Origin of the sequence: Sciscionella marina DSM 45152, from assembly GCF_000379465.1 — a bacterium.
Lineage (GTDB): Bacteria > Actinomycetota > Actinomycetes > Mycobacteriales > Pseudonocardiaceae > Sciscionella > Sciscionella marina.
Genome location: NZ_KB905380.1, coordinates 750,245 through 770,933 on the forward strand (window position 1 = coordinate 750,245; position 20,689 = coordinate 770,933).

Consider the following 20,689-nt stretch of genomic DNA (forward strand, 5'->3'; position numbering starts at 1 on the left):
GGTGCTGCGGCGATGGGGCAACTGAGTTTTGACGAGTTGGGCACGCCGCTACGGGAAACCACATTCTGCGTGTTCGACCTGGAAACAACGGGTGGCGCGGCGGGCACGGACGCGATCACCGAGATCGGCGCGGTCAAGGTGCGCGGCGGCGAGGTGCTCGGGGAATTCGCCACCCTGGTCGATCCAGGACGTGGGATTCCGCCACAGGTGGTCGCGCTCACCGGGATCACCGACGCGATGGTCTGCCAGGCGCCGCGCATCGACGTGGTGCTGCCTGCCTTCCTCGAGTTCGCCGAGGGCAGCGTGCTCGTGGCGCACAACGCCCAGTTCGACCTCGGTTTCCTGCGTGCCTGTTGCGCCGCCCAGGAGTATCCGTGGCCGAAACCGGCGAGCCTGTGCACGGTGCGGCTGGCCCGCCGGGTGCTGTCCCCCGCCGAGGCGCCGAGCTGCAAACTGTCCGCGCTGGCCAGCCTGTTCGGCGCGGCGACCGAACCGGACCACCGTGCCCTCTCCGATGCCCGGGCCACCGTCGATGTACTGCACGGCCTGCTCGAACGGGTCGGCAACCTCGGTGTGCAGTCGTTGGAGGAGCTGCTCGGCTACCTGCCGAAGGTGACCGAGAAGCAGCGGCGGAAACGGACCCTGGCCAGGGATCTGCCGCACGCTCCCGGGGTCTACCTGTTCCGCGGGCCCGGTGAGGAGGTGCTCTACGTCGGCACCGCGCGGGATCTGCGCAACCGGGTCCGGCAGTACTTCACCGCTAGCGAGACGCGGGCCCGGCTGCGGGAAATGGTCGCGCTCGCCAAGCGGGTGGACTGGGTGGAGTGCGCGCATCCGCTCGAGGCACGGGTCCGGGAACTGCGCCTGATCACCGCGCACAAGCCCGCCTACAACCGCCGTTCCCGCAACCAGCACGGCGCGTGGTGGCTGACCTTCACCGAGGAGGCGTTCCCACGGCTCTCGGTGGTGCGCAGGCCACGCGCGGACTCCTTCGGCCCCTTCCCCTCCCGCGCCAAGGCCGAGACGGCGGCCACAGTACTGGCCGAGGCGACCGGACTGCGCACCTGCACCACCCGCATCCCGGCCCGCGGCGCGCACGGCTCCCCGTGTGCCGCCTTCGAGCTCGGCCGCTGCGCGGCGCCCTGTGCGGGGCACGAATCGACCGAGCGCTACCGGGAGCACCATCTCGCCTGCCGTGCGGTTCTGCGCGGGGCGGACAGCAGCGCACTCGGCCCGCTCGCCGCGCGGCTCGGTGAGCTCGCCGAAGCGCGGCGGTTCGAGGAAGCGGCCACCCGCAGGGACCGGCTCGCCTCGGTGCTCGCCGCGCTGGACAGTGCCCAGCGACTCGTCGCGCTCACCGCCATCGAGGAACTGGTGGCCGCGGCCCCGGACGGTTCAGGTGGCTGGGAGTTCGCGGTGATCAGGCACGGCAGGCTGGCCAATGCGGGCACCGCACCGCGCGGGGTCGCCCCGATGCCGGTCGTCGAGGCATTGCTCGCCTCCGCGGAGACCGTGCTCGCCGGGGCGGATCCGCTGCACGGGGCACCCCGGGAGGAGGCGCTGGCGCTGCTCGGCTGGCTCGAATCCGACGGGGTGCGGCTGGTGCGCACGAGCCGTCCGTGGTGTTCGCCATCCGGGGCGGCGGGCAGCTGGCGCGGGTTCGTCACGAAGGCACGGGCCGCGCACTGAGCCGCTGTTCCCGTGGCAGCAGGGTCACCGCGAGCAGCAGCGCGGCCAGGGCGGCGCAGGCGGTGAGCGCGAACGCACTCGGATATCCGGGCCCGGTGCTCACCGCGGTCAGGATGGCGATCCCGGCCGCCCCGCTGCACTGCCGTGTCGTGTTGAGCAGCCCGGCCGCGATCCCGCCGCGTTCCTCGCCGACCCCGCGGGTGGCCACTACGGTCAGCGGGGTGAACGAGAGACCGATCCCGAAGCCGAGCAGCACCACCGGCAGCGCGATCCCGAGCGCATAGGACGTGGAGGCGGTGGCGAACAGGGCGAGCGCGGCGAACCCGAGCACGGCGACGGCGAGCCCTGCGACCGCGGTGGGCCGGGCACCGAACCGGGAGGTCGCCGTGCCCGCGATCCGGCCGCCGAGCACCGTGGCCACTGCGGAGGGCACGAAGGCAAGCCCGGCCTGTAGCGGCGGATAGCCGAGCACGCCCTGCAGGTAGAGCGAGAGCAGCACCGGGGTGGCGAAGAAACCGAGCCCGATCGCGAACATCGTCAGGTTCGCCCCGGCCACGGTGCGCACCCGCAGCAGGCCGAGCGGCAGCATCGGTTCGCGCGCCAGGCGCCATTCGTAGCCCAGGAACGCCAGCAGCGCGAGCACCCCGAGCACTCCGGGCAGCCAGTCGGCGGCGATGATCGCGTCCACCACGAGGCTCAGCCCCGCGGTCACGAGCACGGCCGCGGGCAGGTCCAGGCTCGGCCGCCTGCCGCCCGGTGCGCGCCCCGCGGCCGCGGGCGTGAGCAGCGCGGCGAACACCACGAACGGCACGTTGATCAGGAACACCAACCGCCAGCCCGCCGCCTCGGTGAGCACCCCGCCGAGCACGGTTCCGGAGGCACTGCCGAGCGCGCCGATCATGCTCCACATGGCCAGCGCCGAGGATCTGCGCGGGCCGTCCGGGAGCGCCCGCGTGATCGCCGCGACCGAGGCGGGGATCAGCAGCGCGCCACCGAGCCCCTGCACGGCGCGGGCCGTCAGCAGCAGCCAGGCGCTCGGGGCCAGCCCGGCCGACACGCTGCCCAGCGCGAACAGACCCAGCCCCCAGCCGAGCATCCGGCGCACCCCGAACACATCCACACAGCGCCCGCCGAACAGCTGGAATCCGGCGAACACCAGCGTGTAGGCGTTCACCACCCAGGCGATTCCGGTCGCACCGAACCCCAGTTCCGCGCGGATCCGCGGCAGCGCGACCGCGACGATGGTCGCGTCGAGGATCACCACGAAGGCGATCAGACAGGCCAGCGTGACCACGCGTTTCTCGTGCCGGTCCACGCCACTCTACCTCCGCTCTGAATTAGGTGAACCTAACCTAACATATTTAGTGATGCTCTTTCACTAATATGCCGGGGCCCCGGCGACTACAGTGCTGACGTGGTGACGAGACGTGGACGCCCGGCGCGGTTGAGCATGGAGCGGATCCTCGCGGTCGCCATCCCGAAACACCCGGACCAGCTCACGATGCAGGCCGTCGCCGCCGAACTGGATGTGGCTCCCTCAGCGCTGTATCGCTGGGTGCGCGACCGGGAGCAGCTGCTCGACCTGGTCGCGGCGGAGCTCGGCCGCAGGATGCGCGCCGACACCATGCCGAGCGCGGAGGACTGGCGCGACTGGCTGGTGGAATACGCCTACCGGATGCGCGAAGGCTTGCGCGAGATTCCCGGCTTCGCGATACGGCTGCTGGAAGGCCCGCATCGGCACACCGGTCCACCCGAGGTACAGGCGGCCGTGGTCGAGGCCTTCCGGCTCGGCGGGGTGCCCGAGGAACGCGCCGAGCAGTACTGGCACGTGTACAGCTCGGCCATCATCGGCTGGGTCGCCGCGGAACAGAACGCGCACTATCGGCCGAGCCCGGCGCCGGATTTCGACGTGCTCGTCGACGTGCTGCTGCGCGGCACCGAGCCGCTAGGCTGCGATACGGATCAGCAGGGGAGGATCCGGGACGGCAGGAATCCGGACCGGGCACCGCCCGAGGCGAGGAGGAAACAGTGATCACCGCGTTCGTGCTCATCAACACCGAGGCCGATGTGCTTCCGGAAGCGGCGCAAGCGATCGCCGATATCGACGGGGTCTACGAGGTGTACTCGTGCGCGGGTGCGGTCGACCTGATCGCGATCGTCAAGGTCGCCGAACACGAGCAGCTGGCCGCGCTCGTGCCGGGCAAGATCAGCAAGGTGCACGGGGTGCTCGACACCGACACGCACATCGCGTTCCGCTCGTACTCGAACTCCGATGAGGAGTCCAGTTTCGAAATCGGCCTCGAATCGGGCGTCTGACACCCGACCCGAGGCCGATTCGGTCTGCTATTCGGTATTGCTCTCCGGTTATTCGGTGGACCGGCTGGAGAGTTGTTCCGACTCGGACTCGGACTTCCCGTTCCCGGAGTGGCCGTTCTCGGTGTGCTCGTGCTGTTCGGCACGGGCCCGCTCGAGAGCGGCCGTATCCTCCGGCAGGTCCGCGGCCCGCCAGATCCCGGAGATGCCCTTGCCGGTGTAACCCAGCTCGTTCATCTTCTTGGGAACCGAGGCGCCCTGGTATTCGAGCGGGATCGCGTGGCCGTGGTCATCGGTTCCGCCGAGCGGCTGGTGCACCTCGATGAATTCACCGTGCGGCAGCCGCTTGATGATCCCGGTCTCGATCCCGTGCTCGAGCACTGCCCGGTCGGAGCGCTGCAGACCGATGCAGATCCGGTAGGTCACGTAGTAGGCGATCGGCGGCCCGATGAGCAACAGGATGCGCCCGCCCCAGGTCATCGCGTTCAGCGAGATGTCGAACTTGTAGGCGATGATGTCGTTCGCGCAGGAAATGAACATCACCGCGTAGAAGGTGATGGCCAGTGCCCCGAGCGCGGTCCGTACCGGCGCGTCCCTCGGCCGCTGCAACAGGTTGTGGTGCGCGTTGTCCTTGGACAGCTTGCGTTCGATGACCGGATACATGACCGTCAGCCCGATCACGATGCCGATCACGAGCAGCGCGGGGAACACCGCGGGAATCGTGTAGTTCCCGAGGTAGATCTCCCAGTCCGGCCAGATGCGCAGCAGGCCGTCGAACCAGGCCATGTACCAGTCGGGCTGCGAACCCGCGGACACCTTGCCGGTCGAGTACGGGCCGATGTTCCAGACCGGGTTGATCTGGAAGATCCCGCTCATGATGGCCAGCACGCCGAGCACGACCGCGAAGAACGAACCGCCCTTGGCCGCGAAGACCGGCATGATGCGCACGCCGACCACGTTGTTCTCCTTGCGGCGCACCCCGGGGAACTGGGTGTGCTTCTGGTACCAGACCAGCGCCAGGTGGACCGCGATCAGGCCGAGCAGGATGCCAGGGAAGACCAGGATGTGGATCGTGTAGAAGCGCGGAATGAAGTCCTGGCCGGGGAACTCGCCGCCGAAGATCAGCCAGTGCAGCCAGGTGCCGATCAGCGGAACACTCAGGATGCCGCCGGAGACCGCGGCGCGCACACCGATACCGGAGAGCAGGTCGTCCGGCAGGGAGTACCCGGTGAAGCCCTCGAACATGCCGATGACCAGCAGCAGCGCACCCACGAACCAGTTCGTCTCACGCGGGCGGCGGAACGCGCCGGTGAAGAAGATCCGGCACAGATGCGCCACCATCGAGGCCACGAACAGCAGCGCCGCCCAGTGGTGCAGCTGCCGCACGAACAGGCCGCCGCGCACGTCGAAGCTGATGTTCAGGGTGGACTCGTAGGCCCGCGACATGTCCACGCCACGCAGGCCCGTGAACGAGCCGTTGTAGGTGACCTCCTGCATCGAGGGGTCGAAGAACAGCGCCAGGTAGGTCCCGGAGAGCAGCAGGATGATGAAGGAGTACAGCGCCACTTCGCCGAGCATGAACGACCAGTGCGTCGGGAAGACCTTGTTCAGCTGGCGGCGCATTCCCTTGGCCAGGGTCAGCCTGCTGTCCAGCTCGTCGGCGGCCTTACCCGCCTGCTTCAGCGCGACCCCAGCCGTCTTCGTCGGGGTGGTCAGTGAGCTCATGGCCTCCGCTCCCAGTATGCCGGGCCGACCGGTTCGATGAAGTCACCCTTCGCGTACAGGTAACCGGTCTCCGGGTCGACGTCGATGGGCAATTGCGCCAGCGCGCGGGCCGCTGGGCCGAAGATCGGTTTCGCGTACTCCAGCGCGTTGAACTGCGACTGGTGGCACGGGCAGAGAATACGGTTCGTCTGCTGCTCGTACAGCGAGGTCGGACAACCGAGGTGGCTGCAGATCTTGGTGTACGCGTAGAAGTCGCCGTAGTTGAAGGTCTCCTGGCCCTTGCGCTTGATCACCTTGTGGGCGTCCGAACTGCGCAGCCGGATCAGCATGACCGGGGTGTCGACGCGGCGCAGCTCCTCCTTGTTCTCCTCCCAGAGCTGCTCCGCCTCCTCGCGCACCCGCTGATCCGTGGAGTCCTCGCGCATCAGCACCGAGCGCAGCTTCTCGGGATCGTTCTGCGCCTCGAGCACCTTCTGCTTGAGCTCGTTCGGCACGTGCAGCGGGTACACCGTCTGCATGCCGCCCGCGTCCATGTCACCGGGACGGACCAGCTCGATCTGGTCGGCCTTGCCGTTGTCCTTGCGCAGGAACACGGTCTTGGCCTTGCTGTCTTCCCGCCATCCGGTCCAGCGCAGCGTGTCCTTCGGGTCGGTCTGCGACTTCGCCCAGGGGTTCTTGATGAGCCCACCGAGGGGCAGGATCAGCGCACCGATGCCCAGGATGCCCACCGCGGTACCGCCCGCAGTCTTGACCAGCGAGCGGCGCGCGATCGTGCTCCGGTTGCCCGCGTCCGCGAGCTCGGCGAGGACCGTCTGCCGATCCACCTCGTCCGAGCGGCCGTCGTGCCGCTGCTGCACCGCGAGCTCGTGCGGGATGAACCGCTTGGTGTAGACGAGTGCGCCGATACCGAGCGAGAGCACCGCGATGCCCAGCGTCAGACCGACAAGCGGGGTGTAGAGGCCGTACAGGAACTGGTGGCCCGGGTCGGCGTACTGCCACGGCCACCAGAGGAACACCACGAAGAACAGTACGGCGGCGAGCGCGCCGATCCCGAACCACAGGGTCACGAGGCGCTCCGAACGCTTCTCCGCGCGAGTGCCCTTGACCGGCCAGGGATCGTTGTAGTCGACCAGCTCGACCCCGTCGAGCTTGGCACCGAGTTCGACGAGCTCGTCCCGGCTCATCTCGGCCAGTTCTTCTTCGGAAGGGACCCTGGGTTCTTCTTCGTTCCCACTCATGCCTTAGCTCCGATCCACAGGGTCACGCCGACCAGCGCGCCGATCCCGACGATCCAGACGATCAACCCTTCGGACACCGGACCGAACCCACCGAGCGCCGCGCCGCCGGGGTTGTTGTTCCCGTCCGAGACCGACTTGATGTATCCGATGATGTCTTTCTTCTCCGTCGGGGTCAGCTGCCGGTCGGAGAACTTCGGCATGTTCTGCGGACCCGACTGCATCGCGGTGTAGATCTGCGATTCCGAGACGTTCTCCAACTCGGGCGCGAACTTCCCGGAGGACAGCGACCCTCCCCTGCCGGTGAAGTTGTGGCAGGAGGCGCAGTTGAGCCGGAACAGCTCACCACCGCGGGACGGATCACCGCCGCGCAGCGCCGCGCCGGAGGTCTTCGGCTTCTCCGGACCGCCACCCTTGGTCTCGATGTAGGCCATCAGCGCGTCGATCTCGTCCGGCTTGAGCGCCGCCGGCTTGCGCGAGGCCTGCGCTTCCTGACGCATCATCGGCATCCGGCCGCTGGAGGTCTGGAAGTACACCGCGGCGGAACCGACCCCGATCAGCGTCGGTCCCTTGTCCTTGACACCGTCGAGGTTGCCACCGTGGCAGGAGATACAGGTCTTGTTGTAGACCTCCTCGCCCTTACGCACGGTCGCGGGATCACCGGCGGCGTGCGCGGTCTGCGCGTTCGGGGAGAGGGCAGAGTACAGCGCGCCAACGGCGATCAGCGCCACGGCGAGCGCCAGCAAACCCGCCACTTTCCGGCGGAACTTCGAACGCTTGGCCGCACGTTTGGCAACCGTAGGCTCCTGCGCCTGCGCGGTGCGGCTGGAGTTGGTGGTCATCTCGCGAGCTTCCTCGGGGAGTCAGGTTCGGGTGGTCGAAGAAACGTCTCGGTCAGGAGGCTATGGCAACAACTCCACGCAGGCGAACAGCCCGATCCAGACGATGTCGACGAAGTGCCAGTAGTACGACACGACGATCGCCGAGGTGGCCTGCGCCGGCGTGAACTTGCTCATCTTGGTGCGCGCCAGCAGGAACACGAAGGCGACGAGCCCGCCCGCGACGTGCAGACCGTGGAACCCGGTCGACATGAAGAACGCGGTCCCCCACGCGGAGGAGGTGATCGTCGTGGCGTGTTCGGTGACGAGCGTGTAGTACTCGTTGGCCTGCCCGCCGAGGAAGATCAAGCCCATGATCAGGGTGATCACATACCAGCGCCGCAACCCGATCACGTCGCCACGCTCCGCACAGAACACGCCGAGCTGACAGGTGAACGAGGACGCCACGAGGATGATCGTCCACACCGAGGACAGCGGCACGTCGAGTTCGGTCGGCGGCGGTGGCCATGGTCCGACGTTCTGCGCCTTCACCGTGAAGAAGATGGCGAACATGCCTGCGAAGAACATCAGCTCACTGGAGAGCCACACGATCGTGCCGACACTGACCATGTTCGGCCTGTTCAGCGAGTGCACCCGCTGCGCGATGTTGGGTGATGCCGTTGTCACGCACGCATTATGGCCCCAGGCTCACCCGTACCCAGCAGCGGGTCCGCCCGTGTGTCGGGAACCGTTCAAGATCACCTTCACGGGGACCCCACGAGGCGAGGATGGGCTCGCACCTGGGCGAACGGCTAGAGTGAACGTGACGAGCAACACGATTCGGCCTCTGGAGGAGCCTTGGGCGCGACCCGGACCATCCTTGTGTTCAGCCATCGGGCGCAGGTGCGCGAGACGATCATCACCGCGATCGGGCGACGACCTGCCCCGGATGTGGGGAAGGTGACCTACCTGGAAGCCGATACGGTGGCCGACGTCATCTACTACGCGGACAACGGCCGGATCGATCTGGCGATCCTCGACGGGGAGGCGCAGCCGACCGGCGGGATGGGCGTGTGCCGGCAGCTGAAGAACGAGCTGACCGAGTGTCCGCCGATCGTGGTGGCGGTGCGCCGCGCCGACGACCGCTGGCTGGCCACCTGGTCCCGGGCGGACGCGGTGCTCGTGCAGCCGTTCGACCCGCTCACCGCGGCGGAGACGGTCGCGGAGGTACTGCGCGGCGACCGGGCACCGGCCACTTCCGGTTGAGTGCCGCTTCGGCTGAAGGAGGATTCGTGAACACCTGGTCCAGACTGCTCGGTGCGCTCGTCGCCGGTGAGGATCTGGCGGGCGAGGACACCGCGTGGGCGATGGACCAGGTGATGACCGGGAGCGCGACGGCCGCCCAGATCGCCGGGTTCGCCATCGCGCTGCGGGCCAAGGGTGAGACCGCGGCCGAGATCGGCGGGATGGCCTCGGCGATGCTCGGCCACGCGAAACGGCTCCGGACCGACCGCGCCTGCATCGACATAGTGGGTACCGGGGGCGACCAGGCGGGGACGGTGAACATCTCCACGATGTCCGCCCTCGTCGCCGCCGCTGCGGGGACTCCCGTCGTCAAGCACGGCGGCCGGGCGGCGAGCTCCAAATCGGGCACCGCCGACGTGCTCGAGGCCCTCGGCGTGGTCATCGAGCTGACCGCGGATGCGGTGCGCCGCTGTGTGACCGAGGTGGGCATCGGGTTCTGCTTCGCACCCGCCTTTCACCCCGCGCTGCGGCACGCCATCGGCCCACGGCGGGAGCTCGGCGTGCCCACCGCGTTCAACGTGCTCGGCCCGCTGACCAACCCGGCCCAGCCGGGAGCGGGCCTGTTCGGCTGCGCGAACGAGCGGTTCGCCCCGGTCATGGCCGAGGTGTTCGCCACCCGCGGCACCAGGGCACTCGTGGTGCGCGGAGACGACGGACTGGACGAGCTGACCACGACGGCGACCTCCACGGTGCGGATCGTGGCGGACGGAAGCACCCGGACGGTCGGTTTCGATCCGGTCCGCATCGGCGTGCCGCGGGTCGACGTGTCGGCGCTGCACGGCGGGGACGCGAGCCACAACGCCCGGGTCGTGCGCGAGCTCCTGGACGGCAGGAAGGGGCCGGTGCGCGATGCCGTGCTGCTCAACGCCGCGGGCGCGATCGCGGCGCACGCGGACCCGCTGGACGGCGAACTCGAGGAACTGATCGAGTCCCGCATGGCCACCGCGGCCGAGGCCATCGACTCCGGCGCGGCGCATCGCCTGCTGGAACAGTGGACGAGCCTGACCAAACGACTGGCGGACTGAGGCCGGTGGACCGAGTACCCGGGGACAGCGGAACGGGGCGCCACGGTGATCGTGGCGCCCCGTTCTCGTTACGACTGTTCCCCGCTCACTCCTTGTTCGGGCGCAGGTAGTACTCGAAGACGAACCCGCCGACCGAGATCAGCAGCAGGACGGCGGCGAGCACGATCGTCCACGTGTACCACAGCGCCATGGCCAGCCCGCCCATCGCGGCGGCGAAGGCCAGGGTCACCGGCCAGTAGCTGCCCGGGGAGAAGAAACCGAGCTCACCGGCACCGTCGGAGACCTCGGCGTCGTCGTTGTCCTCGGGACGCTTGGTGACCCGGCGCGCCACGAAGCTCAGATAGGTGCCCGCGATGAGGCACAGCCCGCCGGTGAGCAGCAGCGCGACCAGGCCGACCGGTTCGATCCCGTCGGTCGCCCACAAGCCGGTGCACACGCCGTACACGACGGTCATGATGAAGCAGAACCCGGCCACGAAGTGGAATATCCTGCCCTCGATTTTCACTGCGCTGTCCTCACTAACACTGCAAACACAAGCCTGGGATCGCTACTGCCAACGTACGCCGTACCCGGTCACTAGCCGGACTCCTGGCGCACCGTCCTGTCGGTGTCGAACGGCTTCGTCGTGACCGCGTGCGGGACACAGAGCTCGCCGCAGTTCATCGTGGTGAGCGCTTCGGCCGCGGTGTACGGCTTGTTCGTCGCCGGATTGGTCTTCGTGCGCAGGTCCATGTACTGCTTGAACTCGTTGTCCGGCAGCGCGCGCACCTCGAAGTTCATCATCGAGTGGTAAGTGCCGCACAGCTCGGCGCAGCGCCCGACGAAGGAACCCGGCCGGTCGATGCTGTTCTGGAACGAGTGGTCCTGGTTGTTCTTCTCCGGCTGCGGGAAGACGTCCCGCTTGAAGTGGAACTGCGGGACGAAGAACGAGTGGATCACGTCGTTCGAGCGCAGGTCGTAGTTCACGGTCTTGTTCGAGGGCAGCACCAGCAGCGGGATCTCCTGCGAGGTGCCCGTCGTGGTCACCGTGCGCCCGTCCGGGGTCTTGTAGTCCGGGTACTCGAACTGCCAGTTCCACTGGAACCCGACGACGTTGACCTTCACATCCGGGTTCGGGACCTTCTTCTCCACCTTGTTCTGCACATCCACGGTGAAGTAGAACAGCACGGCCACCATGATCAGCGGCACGATGATGTAGAACGCCTCGAGCGAATGATTGTACTGGAACTGGCGCGGGATCGTGTCCCCCTTGCGCCGGTGCGCGATGACCGGCCAGAGCATCAGCGCCCACACGATCACGCCGACGATCAGCGCGGCGATGACCGACCACGTCCACAACGTGACCATGGAGTCCGACTGCGGGGTCACGCCTTCCGGCCAACCGAACCGCAGCGCTTCCTGGCCCGAGCACCCGGTTGCCGCAAGCGCGGCAACACCCATGGCGACGGCGAGCTTGGTCGCCCTTCCCGCCCGCGTGCCTCGGTTTCGGCTCACTTCGTGCCGCCTCCCTACACCTGTAAAACCCGCGCAACGCCTTATCGTTGCGGCAAGCGGAGCGTAGCCCAGCCAGTGCCCGCACGGGGTCGCGGGGTGATCACTTCGGCGCGGCGGCCATACTGGCTGCCAAGGACAGCCCGGCGATCCTTCGAAAGGTGTACCGAACACGTGTGTGGCCTGCTTGGACTGGTGTGCGGCAAGGAAACCGACGTCGAGCGCGCGCGGGGGGACGTGGCGGCGGCGATGCACTGCCAGCGGCACCGCGGCCCGGATGAGACGGGCACGCTGACCTGCGCGAACACGGTCTTCGGATTCAACCGGCTCTCGATCATCGACCTCGAGCACTCGCATCAGCCGTTGGTGTGGGGACCGAAGGAGAGCCCGGAGCGGTACACGCTGAATTTCAACGGTGAGATTTACAACTACCTCGAGCTGCGCGAACAGCTGACCACCGAGCACGGCGCGCGGTTCAACACCTCCGGCGACGGCGAGGCGATCGTGGCCGCGTACCACTACCTCGGCGCGGCCGCGGTGGCCAAGCTGCGCGGGATGTTCGCCTTCGTGCTGACCGACACCGAGACCGGGATCACCTTCGGTGCGCGCGATCCGTTCGGCATCAAGCCGTTGTTCTACGCGCAGGGGCCCGGCGGGATCGGGTTCTCCAGCGAGAAGAAGTCCCTGCTCGAACTTGCCGGGGTGCTCGGGATCGAGCTCGCGCTCGACCGCACCGCGCTGCAGCACTACCTGACCCTGCAGTACGTCCCGGAACCGGAGACCCTGCACGGCACCGTGCGCCGGATCGAGTCCGGCACCTCCTTCACGGTCACCCCGGAAGGGGCGTTCAGCACCACGCGCTACTTCGAGCCGCGCTTCTCCCCCGTCCCGACCGGCTCGCCGTCCGCATCGCAGCGGCTCTACGGGGAGATCACCGATGTCCTGCGTGACTCGGTGGCCAAGCACATGCGCGCGGATGTCACGGTCGGCTCCTTCCTGTCCGGCGGGATCGACTCCACCGCGATCGCCGCGCTGGCCAAGGAGCACAATCCGAATCTGATCACCTTCACCACCGGATTCGAGACCGAGGGCTACTCCGAGGTAGACGTGGCCGCGGAATCGGCAGCCGCGATCGGGGTCAAGCACGTGGTGCGCACCGTCTCCGCGCAGGAGATGATGGACGCGGTTCCGTTGATCGTGTGGTACCTGGACGATCCGGTCGCCGATCCCGCGCTCGTCCCGCTGTGGTTCATCGCCCGCGAGGCGCGCCAGCACGTGAAGGTGGTGCTCTCCGGGGAGGGCTCGGACGAACTGTTCGGCGGGTACACCATCTACCGCGAACCGCTCTCCCTCGCCCCGTTCGAGAAGGTGCCCGGCGCGATCCGCCGCCTGCTCGGGTTCGCCTCGGCGAAGCTGCCGGACGGGATGCGCGGCAAGGACCTGCTGCGCCGTGGCGCGCTCCCCCTCGAACAGCGCTACTACGGCAACGCCCGCCTGTTCCGCGACGACCAGCTGCGCGCGGTGCTGCGCGACTACCGCGAGGGCGTCGGGCACACCGATGTGACCGCCGCGCACTACGGCACCTCGGCGGGCTGGGACCCGGTCGCGCGCATGCAGCACATCGACCTGTTCACCTGGCTGCGCGGCGACATTCTGGTCAAGGCGGACAAGGTGACCATGGCGAACTCGCTCGAGCTGCGGGTGCCGTTCCTGGACAACGAGGTGTTCCGGGTCGCATCGCACATCCCGCTCGAGGAGAAGATCACCAAAGAGACCACGAAGCACGCGCTGCGCCGCGCGCTCGCCGAGGTCGTTCCCCCGCACGTGCTCAACCGCCGCAAGCTCGGCTTCCCGGTGCCGATCCGGCTGTGGCTGCGCGATGAGATGTACGACTGGGCACGCGGGATCATCACCGAATCGGGGACGGACGCGCTGCTGGACAAGGCCGCGATCCTGCGCCTGCTCGAGGAGCACCGGGCGGGCGGTCTCGATCACTCGCGACGGCTGTGGGCGCTGCTGGTGTTCATGCTCTGGCACGGCATCTTCATCGAGGACCGCATCCACCCCGAGATCCCCGAGCCGCAGTACCCGGTGCAGCTCTGAGCCGACCCGGAAGAGCAGTCAGCCCCCGCACGGTGCGCCGTACGGGGGCTGAATACCGTCCGGCGGTCAGGCGGGCAGGATCCGGCCGAGCTCGTCCGCCGCCTCGGCACCGAAGGCGCCCTTGACCCGCTCGAGCGCATCGGCGCGGTCCAGGCTCCATTCCTGCGGGCCGACCGTCTCGAGCACGTGCACCGCGACGAGCGAGCCGAGCTGCGCGGACCGTTCGAGGCTCAGCCCCGCGTAGACCCCGCGCAGGAAGCCCGCACGGAAGGCGTCCCCGACACCGGTCGGGTTCTCCTTCTTCCGCTCCGGGACGGCGGCCACCGTGAAGTCGGTGCCGTCCTTACCGACCACCCGCACCCCGTCCGGGCCGAGCGTGGTCACCCGGTACTCGACGTGGTCCAGCACCTGCTGCTCCGACCAGCCGGTCTTGTTCAGCAGCAGTTCCCACTCGTAGTCGTTGGTGAACAGGTACTTGGCACCCTCGACGAAGGAGATCACCTGCTGCCCGTCGAAGCGGGCCAGCTGCTGGGAGGGATCCGCCGCGAACGGGAATCCCCGGTCCCGGCACACCTTGGCCTGGCTGAGCATCGCGTCCGGATCGCTCGGCGAGATCAGCACCAGGTCGAGCCCGCCGATGTTCTGCGCGATCGCGGCGAGATCGATCTGACCGGTCTCGGCCATCGCACCGGCGTAGAACGAGGAGATCTGGTTCATCTCCTCGTCGGTCGTCGACACGAACCGTGCGGTGTGTTTGGCCTGCGAGGTGTAGATCCCGGCACAGTTCACTCCGTGACGCTCGAGCCACTGGCGGTACTCCGCGAAATCCTCGCCGACCGCGCCGACGAGCACCGGGTCACTACCCAGTAGACCCATCGCGTAGGCGATATTCGCTCCGATCCCACCTCGGTGGATTTCCAGATCGTCGACCAGGAAGCTCAGCGAAATCTTGTGCAGCTGATCGGCGAGAAGCTGCTCCGAAAACTTCCCTGGAAACCGCATCAAATGGTCGGTCGCGATACTTCCGGAGACGGCAACGGGCACGTCAGAACCCTTCGAATCGACAGCATGGACGGCGCCGGAAAACTCCAGCGCCGTTCGACTCTACCGACAATAGATCCCGATTCCGCAATACCAGTGTGACAATTACGCCCCACACAAACGACCCAGGGTGCCGAGTGGTCACCCTGGGTCGATCGGAAACTCCGAATCCCGGGAGTCAGGTGTGCGGCTACCAAGGTCGCGGCCGACGCGGCGTACGCGGGTTCGGCACCCGGGGGCACCGACGCCGTCCACGGTGCACCTGGCCCCGGGAATCAGTTGAAGGAATCGCCGCAGGCGCAGGATCCGGTGGCGTTCGGGTTCTCGATCGTGAAGCCCTGCTTCTCGATCGTGTCCACGAAGTCGATGGTCGCGCCCTCCACGTACGGCGCGCTCATCCGGTCCACCGCGACCGAGAGCCCGCCGAAGTCCTTGAACAGGTCGCCGTCGAGGGTGCGCTCGTCGAAGAACAGCTGGTAGCGCAGGCCGGCGCAGCCACCCGGCTGCACCGCGATGCGCAGGTGCATGTCGTCGCGGCCCTCTTGGTCGAGCAGTGCCTTGGCCTTCGCGGCAGCGCCATCGGAAAGCTGCACGCCGTGGGTCTTCTCTTCGGTCGCCGCGTTGGCATCGACAGTCATTGACTCTCCCTTGTGCGGTCTGCGCCTCTCCACCCCTACAACAGCTCGCCGAGGATGGTTTGTTCCCTTCCATGGTGACACATTCACCGGGCGGTATCGATCGCTCGGCCACCGCGGACAGCGTGGCCGGTATCCTCGACGCGAGCTGCGGTCCTCGGCGCGGGGGCGGCCCGCTAGACTCGGGGGGTGAAGTTGTTCAACCGCGCGCGTGACGAGCAGACGGCCGATGCCTCGACCGCCGAGGCCGCCGAGTCGATCGAGGACAAGGACGAATCGGCCCCGCGCGGGTACACGGCCCCGAAGGGACGGCCGACACCCTCGCGCAAGGAGGCCTCGGGTGGTCAGCGCGGACCGATGCTGCCCCCGCCGACCACCCAGCGCGAGGCGGCGAAGCGGGCCAAGAAGCTGCGCGGGTCCAAGGAGGACCGGCGCACGCAGGCCGCGGAGCGCCGCAAGAAGATGGAGGCGGGCGACGACCGCTACGTGATGCCGCGCGACCGTGGTCCGGTGCGCCGGTACGTGCGCGATGTCGTCGACTCCAAACGCAACTTCGCCGGGCTGTTCATGCCCATGGCCGGGCTGATCTTCATCAGCCTGTTCACCCCGACCCCGCAGGTGCAGCAGATCGCCGTGCTGGTGTGCACCGTGATCCTGGCGCTGATGGTGATCGAGGGTGTGATCAACGGCCGCAACATCACCAAGCGGGTGCGCGCGAAGTTCCCGGACGCCACCGACAAGGGCCTTTCGCTCGGTTGGTACGCCTTCGTCCGAAGCACCCAGATCCGTAAGTTGCGCATGCCGAAACCGCGCATCAAGGCCGGGCAGAAGGTCGACTGAGCCGGGGGTGTTTCAAAGCGGCGTAGCCGCTTTACCACCCAAGCAGCCGGCATCGCGACGGGTTCCGTTACCGGACCCGCCATGCAAAGCACCGGAACAGTTCCTAGGGTGGCGGTATGGAACATCGTCGCCTCGGCCGCAGCGGCCTCTTCGTCAGTGAGATCTCCTACGGCAACTGGCTGACCCACGGCTCCCAGGTCGAGGAGGAACGCGCGCTCGCCTGCGTGCGCGCCGCCCTCGACGCGGGGATCACCACCTTCGACACCGCGGACGTGTACGCGAACACCGCCGCCGAGACAGTGCTCGGCAAAGCACTGCACGGGCAGCGGCGCGAGTCGCTCGAGCTGTGCACCAAGGTGTTCTTCCCGACCGGGCCCGGTGGACCGAACGATTCCGGGCTCGGCCGCAAACACATCCTGGAGTCGGCACACGCCTCGCTGCGCAGGCTGCAGACCGATCACATCGACCTCTATCAGGCGCACCGCTTCGACCGGCGCACCCCGCTGGAGGAGACCATGTCGGCCTTCGCGGATCTGGTGCACGCCGGGAAGGTCAACTACATCGGTGTCTCCGAGTGGACCGCCGAGCAGATCAGCAGGGGCGCGGCACTCGCGCGGGAGCTGCGCATCCCGCTGGTGTCCAATCAGCCGCAGTACTCGATGCTGTGGCGGGTCATCGAGGAGCAGGTGGTGCCCGCCGCCGAACGCGAGGGGTTGTCCCAGATCGTCTGGTCCCCGATCGCGCAGGGCGTGCTCACCGGGAAGTACCAGCAGGGGGCCAAGCCTCCGGAGGGTTCGCGGGCCACCGACACCGCGGGTGGGTCGGACATGATCGCCCACTGGCTGCGTGACGAGGTGCTCGAACGGGTGGCCCGGCTGCGGCCGATCGCCGAGGAGGCGGGGCTGTCCATGGCCGCGCTCGCGGTGGCCTGGGTGCTGCAGAACACCAATGTGGCCTCCGCGATCATCGGCGCTTCCCGGCCCGAGCAGATCACCGACAACGTCGCCGCGGCCGGGGTCGCGCTCGATCCCGCCCTGCTGACCAAGATCGACGAGGTGCTCGACGGCGTGGTGGAGACCAACCCCGGGCTGACCCGCTCGCCGTAGAGCGCCTCTGGGGCCCCTCGTCCGTCGCGTGCGGGAGTCAGCGTGGATGAGCCGCAAGGCGGAGGAATGAGCCGCAGCGGGTTTCTGCGGCGATTGACGACAACTCCACGGATCGCCGCGCCGGCCCCGCGGAGCAGGACATGGGGTTCCCGGAGGTGCTCTTACTACTCGGGCGAGTGCAGGCTCATCGGTCCGTACACCGGCTGCTCGCCCTCGAGCAGGGTGACCTGTTCGATCCCGGAATCGAGCAGCTCGACCCAGGAATCGGCGAGCCAGAGCTCCGCCTCCTGCTGGTCCTCGAAGGTCTGCGCAGGGCCTTGCTGCTCGGCACCCGCCGAGTCCTCGTAGCGCCAGCGGTACTCCATGATTGCCTCCCGTAGGGTCGCCACCGTGACGGTAACGCTTGTCCTCGGTGGGGCGCGCTCGGGGAAGTCGGCGCACGCCGAGGGATTGCTCGACGGCACCCGGCCCGCGACCTATGTGGCGACCGCCCGCCGCGATCCGGCCGACCGGGAGTTCGCTGCGCGGATCGCCCGGCACATCGCCCGCAGGCCCGCTCGCTGGTCCACGGTCGAGACGGCGGACCTGCGGGAACTGTTCGCCTCGGCCGGGCACGCTGATCCGCCGCTGCTGGTCGACGATCTCGCGACCTGGCTGACCGCGCTGCTCGACGAGGCGGGCGCCTGGGAGTCCGGTGAACTGGAGCGCGTGCACGGGCGCATCGCGGACACGGTGCGCGCACTCGAGAACTGCGCCTGCGATGTCGTGCTCGTGTCCGCGGAGACCGGACTCGGGATCGTGCCCGCCACCGCTTCTGGCAGGCTTTTCCGCGATGAGCTCGGCGCGCTCAACGCCGCGGTCGCCGAGGTGAGCACGGAGGTCAAGCTGTTGATCGCGGGGATTCCCCTGCGGCTTCGCTGAGAGTTCGTTATGAGCTACGAGGAGGTACCGTCCGAATGTCCACAGCGGACAGTTCATTCGACGAGGTGACCGCGCCCGATGAGCAGGTGCGCGCGCAGGCCGAGGCCCGCCAGGCGAGGCTGACCAAACCGGAGGGCTCGCTCGGCAGGCTCGAACACCTCGGCAACTGGATAGCCGCCTGCCAGGGCAGCTGCCCGCCGCATCCGCTGCACCGCCCGCGGGTGGTGGTGTTCGCCGGGGACCACGGCATCGCCGCACGCGGGGTCTCCGCCTATCCGCCCGAGGTCACCGGTCAGATGGTGGCGAACCTGCTCGCCGGGGGCGCCGCGGCCAATGTGCTCGCCGAGGCATCCGGGGCCACGGTGCGCGTGGTGGACATGGGCGTGAACGCGCCGACGCCGGAATCGGTTCGCGGGTACAAGGTGCGCGAGGGTTCGGCGGCCATCGACCGGCAGGAATCGCTGACCCCGGAACAGGCGCGCCAGGCGATCGCCGCGGGCAAGGCGATCGCGGACGAGGAGGTCGATTCGGGGGCCGATCTGCTCATTCCCGGGGACCTCGGGATCGGCAACACCACCCCGGCCGCGGTGCTCGTCTCCGCGCTGACCGGGGCGGAACCGGTGACCATGGTCGGCAGGGGAACCGGCATCGACGACCTCACCTGGATGCGCAAGGCCTCGGCGATCCGGGACGCGCGGCGGCGGGCCGTCGCGGTGCTCGGTGATCCGGTGGAGCTGTTGCGCACCACCGCCGGTGCGGACATCACCGCGATGGCCGCGTTCCTCGCCCAGGCCGCGGTCCGGCGCACCCCGGTGATCCTGGACGGCGTGGTCTCCACGGCGGCCGCGCTCGTCGCGGACGCGCTCGCCCCCGGCGCCCGGCACTGGTGGATCGCCGCGCACCGCTCCCCCGAACCCGCACACAAGGCCGCGCTCGAACAGCTCGACCTGACCCCGGTCCTGGAGCTGAACATGCGACTCGGCGAGGGCACCGGCGCGCTCTCCGCGCTGCCCCTTGTCGCCGCCTCGGTGCGGCTGCTGTCCGGAATGGCCACCTTCGACGAAGCGGGCGTGCAGGACCGGTGATCCGGGGGTCCGCGCTCGCGCTTTCCATGCTGACCGTGCTCCCGGTCCGGGCGCGCAGCGTGGATCGCGCGGCCGGGCGGGCCGCGATCGCACTCGCCCCGCTGGTCGGGCTGCTGCTCGGGGCGATCCTGGCGGGGGCCGCGTTCGGGCTCCGGCTGCTCGGCGCACCGGAAGCGCTCGCCGGCTTGCTGGCGGTGGCACTCGGTGTGCTCGGTACCCGCGGCATGCACATCGACGGGCTCGCGGACGCCACCGACGGGCTCGGCTGTTACGGCGGACCGGAGCGCGCGCTCGAGGTGATGCGCGACGGCAGCACCGGCCCGTTCGCCGTGGTGGCCCTCGTGGTCGATATCGGCGCCCAGGCCGTGTGCTTCGGTGCCCTGGCCACGGTGCACGACTGGCCGGGCATCCTCGCCGCGGTCACCGCGGGACGCGCGGCCTTCACCATCGCGTGCGCGCGCGGGATTCCCGCGGCTCGCGCGGACGGGCTCGGATCCCTGGTCGCGGGCGGCCAGCACCCCGTGGTCCCGGTGCTGTGGTGGCTCGTGCTCGCCGCGGCGGGCGCGGTGTGGTCACCGTGGCTCGGGGTCACCCTGCTGGTCACCGGCTGCGCCGTGCTCGGCCTCGTCCGGCACTGCGTGCGCCGCTTCGGCGGGATCACCGGGGATGTGCTCGGCGCCTGCTGCGAGCTCGCCGTGCTGCTCACCGCGGTCGGTGCGGTACTCGCCGCCCACTAACCGCTCGGCGAGCAGGGCCAGCTGATCGGCGTACGCGCGCAGGAACTCCGGCGAGCCCGCGTCCTTCCCGCACACCTCGCGCACCAGTTGCGGATACACCGAGGGCATGCTCGCCGCGGCGAACAACATCAGCCCGAGCATGTCCGGATCGAAGCCCGGATCCAGTTCCCCCTCGTGCGTGGCGACCAGCCGGCCGAAGTTGGCGCGCAGCCGTTCGGCGCGACCGGGCTCGGCCGCGGCTGCCCCCTCGTAGTTCAGCCCCTCCCAGGCGAGCAGTTTCGGCCCGGCAGGGTCCTGCAACGGCACCAGCGCGTATCCGCGCAACGCCTCCGGTAACCGTTCGGCGGTCAGGTTCTCGTCCTCGTACTCCCGCCAGCGCTCCCCGATCGCGCGGTAGAGACCTTCCTTGCCGCCGAAGTAGTACGAGATCAGCTGCTTGTTCACCCCGGCGCGGGCCGCGATGCCCGCGACCCGGGCTCCGGCGAATCCCGATGCGGCGAACTCCTCGGCCGCGGCCTCCAAGATCGACCGCTTGGTGCGCTCCGCATCACGCTGTCGCTCCCCGGGTTCCGGTGTCCGCCTCGCCACGGCAGTCACCCTAGCAGTCAACTTAGTCATCC

At 68.7% G+C, this 20,689-nt stretch carries 21 protein-coding genes and 1 pseudogene; 11 read left to right on the plus strand and 11 right to left on the minus strand.

Annotation, left to right across the window (positions count from 1 at the left end):
* The first annotated feature begins 12 nt into the window (after nt 1–12).
* Nucleotides 13–1,689 carry a DEDD exonuclease domain-containing protein gene (locus tag A37U_RS0103575; RefSeq protein ID WP_026196838.1) on the plus strand — a complete coding sequence of 559 codons (1,677 nt, stop codon included), beginning with the start codon at nt 13–15 and terminating at the stop codon, nt 1,687–1,689.
* Here the strand turns inward: A37U_RS0103575 and A37U_RS0103580 are convergent.
* Complete coding sequence (locus A37U_RS0103580) at nt 1,664–3,004, minus strand: MFS transporter (RefSeq protein WP_020495240.1); 1,341 nt, start codon at nt 3,002–3,004, stop codon at nt 1,664–1,666. The two genes, A37U_RS0103575 and A37U_RS0103580, sit on opposite strands and share 26 nt — an antisense overlap.
* Nucleotides 3,005–3,103: 99 nt before the next feature.
* Here A37U_RS0103580 and A37U_RS42145 point away from each other — a divergent pair, with 99 nt between their 5' ends.
* On the plus strand, nt 3,104–3,721 hold the full coding sequence (locus A37U_RS42145) for a TetR/AcrR family transcriptional regulator (RefSeq protein WP_157182586.1): 618 nt from the start codon (nt 3,104–3,106) through the stop codon (nt 3,719–3,721).
* A complete protein-coding gene (locus A37U_RS0103590; protein WP_020495242.1) occupies nt 3,718–4,005 on the plus strand; it encodes an Lrp/AsnC family transcriptional regulator in 288 nt (95 codons plus the stop codon). The genes A37U_RS42145 and A37U_RS0103590 overlap by 4 nt, the downstream gene beginning before the upstream one ends.
* A 48-nt stretch (nt 4,006–4,053) precedes the next feature.
* Here the strand turns inward: A37U_RS0103590 and qcrB are convergent, their stop codons facing one another.
* From qcrB to ctaE, 4 genes are read right to left on the minus strand one after another with little or no spacing between them, the layout of a single operon-like run.
* Nucleotides 4,054–5,727 carry a cytochrome bc1 complex cytochrome b subunit gene (gene qcrB / locus A37U_RS0103595; RefSeq protein WP_020495243.1) on the minus strand — a complete coding sequence of 558 codons (1,674 nt, stop codon included), beginning with the start codon at nt 5,725–5,727 and terminating at the stop codon, nt 4,054–4,056.
* Nucleotides 5,724–6,965, minus strand: coding sequence for a cytochrome bc1 complex Rieske iron-sulfur subunit (gene qcrA, locus A37U_RS0103600; RefSeq protein WP_020495244.1), 1,242 nt, complete (start codon nt 6,963–6,965; stop codon nt 5,724–5,726). Before qcrA ends, qcrB begins: the two co-directional genes overlap by 4 nt.
* Nucleotides 6,962–7,804 carry a cytochrome bc1 complex diheme cytochrome c subunit gene (gene qcrC / locus A37U_RS0103605; RefSeq protein ID WP_020495245.1) on the minus strand — a complete coding sequence of 281 codons (843 nt, stop codon included), beginning with the start codon at nt 7,802–7,804 and terminating at the stop codon, nt 6,962–6,964. The genes qcrA and qcrC overlap by 4 nt, the downstream gene beginning before the upstream one ends.
* Nucleotides 7,805–7,864: 60 nt before the next feature.
* Nucleotides 7,865–8,467 (minus strand): aa3-type cytochrome oxidase subunit III, encoded by a 603-nt coding sequence (gene ctaE / locus A37U_RS0103610; RefSeq protein ID WP_476707418.1) that lies wholly within the window; start codon nt 8,465–8,467, stop codon nt 7,865–7,867.
* Between the two features lie 171 nt (nt 8,468–8,638).
* On the opposite strand from ctaE, the gene A37U_RS0103615 reads away from it, so the two are divergent.
* Nucleotides 8,639–9,046, plus strand: coding sequence for a response regulator transcription factor (locus tag A37U_RS0103615; protein ID WP_020495247.1), 408 nt, complete (start codon nt 8,639–8,641; stop codon nt 9,044–9,046).
* 26 nt (nt 9,047–9,072) lie between these two features.
* On the plus strand, nt 9,073–10,110 hold the full coding sequence (gene trpD / locus A37U_RS0103620; RefSeq protein ID WP_020495248.1) for an anthranilate phosphoribosyltransferase: 1,038 nt from the start codon (nt 9,073–9,075) through the stop codon (nt 10,108–10,110).
* Between the two features lie 85 nt (nt 10,111–10,195).
* Here the strand turns inward: trpD and A37U_RS0103625 are convergent, their stop codons facing one another.
* Complete coding sequence (locus tag A37U_RS0103625; protein ID WP_026196840.1) at nt 10,196–10,615, minus strand: cytochrome c oxidase subunit 4; 420 nt, start codon at nt 10,613–10,615, stop codon at nt 10,196–10,198.
* Between the two features lie 71 nt (nt 10,616–10,686).
* Entirely contained in the window at nt 10,687–11,604 is a 918-nt protein-coding gene (gene ctaC, locus A37U_RS0103630) for an aa3-type cytochrome oxidase subunit II (RefSeq protein ID WP_420806213.1), read from the minus strand.
* Nucleotides 11,605–11,775: 171 nt separating this feature from the next.
* Between ctaC and asnB the strand changes: the two genes are divergently transcribed.
* Nucleotides 11,776–13,704 carry an asparagine synthase (glutamine-hydrolyzing) gene (gene asnB, locus A37U_RS0103635; RefSeq protein WP_026196841.1) on the plus strand — a complete coding sequence of 643 codons (1,929 nt, stop codon included), beginning with the start codon at nt 11,776–11,778 and terminating at the stop codon, nt 13,702–13,704.
* 66 nt (nt 13,705–13,770) lie between these two features.
* On the opposite strand, the gene A37U_RS0103640 is transcribed toward asnB, so the two are convergent.
* Nucleotides 13,771–14,706 (minus strand): carbohydrate kinase family protein, encoded by a 936-nt coding sequence (locus A37U_RS0103640; RefSeq protein WP_051111572.1) that lies wholly within the window; start codon nt 14,704–14,706, stop codon nt 13,771–13,773.
* Nucleotides 14,707–15,020: 314 nt separating this feature from the next.
* Nucleotides 15,021–15,383, minus strand: coding sequence for a HesB/IscA family protein (locus tag A37U_RS0103645; protein WP_020495253.1), 363 nt, complete (start codon nt 15,381–15,383; stop codon nt 15,021–15,023).
* 186 nt (nt 15,384–15,569) lie between these two features.
* Here A37U_RS0103645 and A37U_RS0103650 point away from each other — a divergent pair, with 186 nt between their 5' ends.
* Together A37U_RS0103650 and A37U_RS0103655 are read left to right on the plus strand one after the other, a co-directional pair.
* Nucleotides 15,570–16,220, plus strand: coding sequence for a DUF3043 domain-containing protein (locus A37U_RS0103650; protein WP_020495254.1), 651 nt, complete (start codon nt 15,570–15,572; stop codon nt 16,218–16,220).
* 116 nt (nt 16,221–16,336) lie between these two features.
* The gene (locus tag A37U_RS0103655; RefSeq protein ID WP_020495255.1) at nt 16,337–17,326 is read left to right on the plus strand and encodes an aldo/keto reductase family protein; all 990 of its coding nucleotides are present in this window, start codon (nt 16,337–16,339) and stop codon (nt 17,324–17,326) included.
* Between the two features lie 164 nt (nt 17,327–17,490).
* Here A37U_RS0103655 and A37U_RS0103660 read toward each other — a convergent pair whose 3' ends face one another.
* Nucleotides 17,491–17,691 carry a hypothetical protein gene (locus tag A37U_RS0103660; protein ID WP_020495256.1) on the minus strand — a complete coding sequence of 67 codons (201 nt, stop codon included), beginning with the start codon at nt 17,689–17,691 and terminating at the stop codon, nt 17,491–17,493.
* Between the two features lie 25 nt (nt 17,692–17,716).
* On the opposite strand from A37U_RS0103660, the gene A37U_RS0103665 reads away from it, so the two are divergent.
* The 3 genes from A37U_RS0103665 to A37U_RS0103675 are packed head-to-tail and all read left to right on the plus strand — an operon-like array spanning nt 17,717 to nt 20,069.
* Nucleotides 17,717–18,247 (plus strand): bifunctional adenosylcobinamide kinase/adenosylcobinamide-phosphate guanylyltransferase, encoded by a 531-nt coding sequence (locus A37U_RS0103665; RefSeq protein ID WP_026196842.1) that lies wholly within the window; start codon nt 17,717–17,719, stop codon nt 18,245–18,247.
* A 35-nt stretch (nt 18,248–18,282) separates the two neighbouring features.
* A complete protein-coding gene (gene cobT, locus A37U_RS0103670; protein ID WP_020495258.1) occupies nt 18,283–19,332 on the plus strand; it encodes a nicotinate-nucleotide--dimethylbenzimidazole phosphoribosyltransferase in 1,050 nt (349 codons plus the stop codon).
* Nucleotides 19,329–20,069: an adenosylcobinamide-GDP ribazoletransferase gene (locus tag A37U_RS0103675; RefSeq protein WP_020495259.1), complete on the plus strand. Its 741-nt coding sequence runs from the start codon at nt 19,329–19,331 to the stop codon at nt 20,067–20,069. The genes cobT and A37U_RS0103675 overlap by 4 nt, the downstream gene beginning before the upstream one ends.
* A gap of 396 nt (nt 20,070–20,465) precedes the next feature.
* On the opposite strand, the pseudogene A37U_RS53355 reads toward A37U_RS0103675, so the two are convergent.
* Nucleotides 20,466–20,687, minus strand: a pseudogene (locus A37U_RS53355) (TetR family transcriptional regulator); the annotation flags it as partial.
* Nucleotides 20,688–20,689: the final 2 nt, after the last annotated feature.

Coding starts and splice junctions, on each gene's coding strand:
- A37U_RS0103575 (WP_026196838.1), top strand. CDS start 13: ATGGGGCAACTGAGTTTTGACGAGTTGGGCACGCCGCTACGGGAAACC.
- qcrB (WP_020495243.1), bottom strand. CDS start 5,727: ATGAGCTCACTGACCACCCCGACGAAGACGGCTGGGGTCGCGCTGAAG.
- qcrA (WP_020495244.1), bottom strand. CDS start 6,965: ATGAGTGGGAACGAAGAAGAACCCAGGGTCCCTTCCGAAGAAGAACTG.
- qcrC (WP_020495245.1), bottom strand. CDS start 7,804: ATGACCACCAACTCCAGCCGCACCGCGCAGGCGCAGGAGCCTACGGTT.
- A37U_RS0103640 (WP_051111572.1), bottom strand. CDS start 14,706: ATGCGGTTTCCAGGGAAGTTTTCGGAGCAGCTTCTCGCCGATCAGCTG.
- A37U_RS0103645 (WP_020495253.1), bottom strand. CDS start 15,383: ATGACTGTCGATGCCAACGCGGCGACCGAAGAGAAGACCCACGGCGTG.
- A37U_RS0103655 (WP_020495255.1), top strand. CDS start 16,337: ATGGAACATCGTCGCCTCGGCCGCAGCGGCCTCTTCGTCAGTGAGATC.
- A37U_RS0103660 (WP_020495256.1), bottom strand. CDS start 17,691: ATGGAGTACCGCTGGCGCTACGAGGACTCGGCGGGTGCCGAGCAGCAA.
- cobT (WP_020495258.1), top strand. CDS start 18,283: ATGTCCACAGCGGACAGTTCATTCGACGAGGTGACCGCGCCCGATGAG.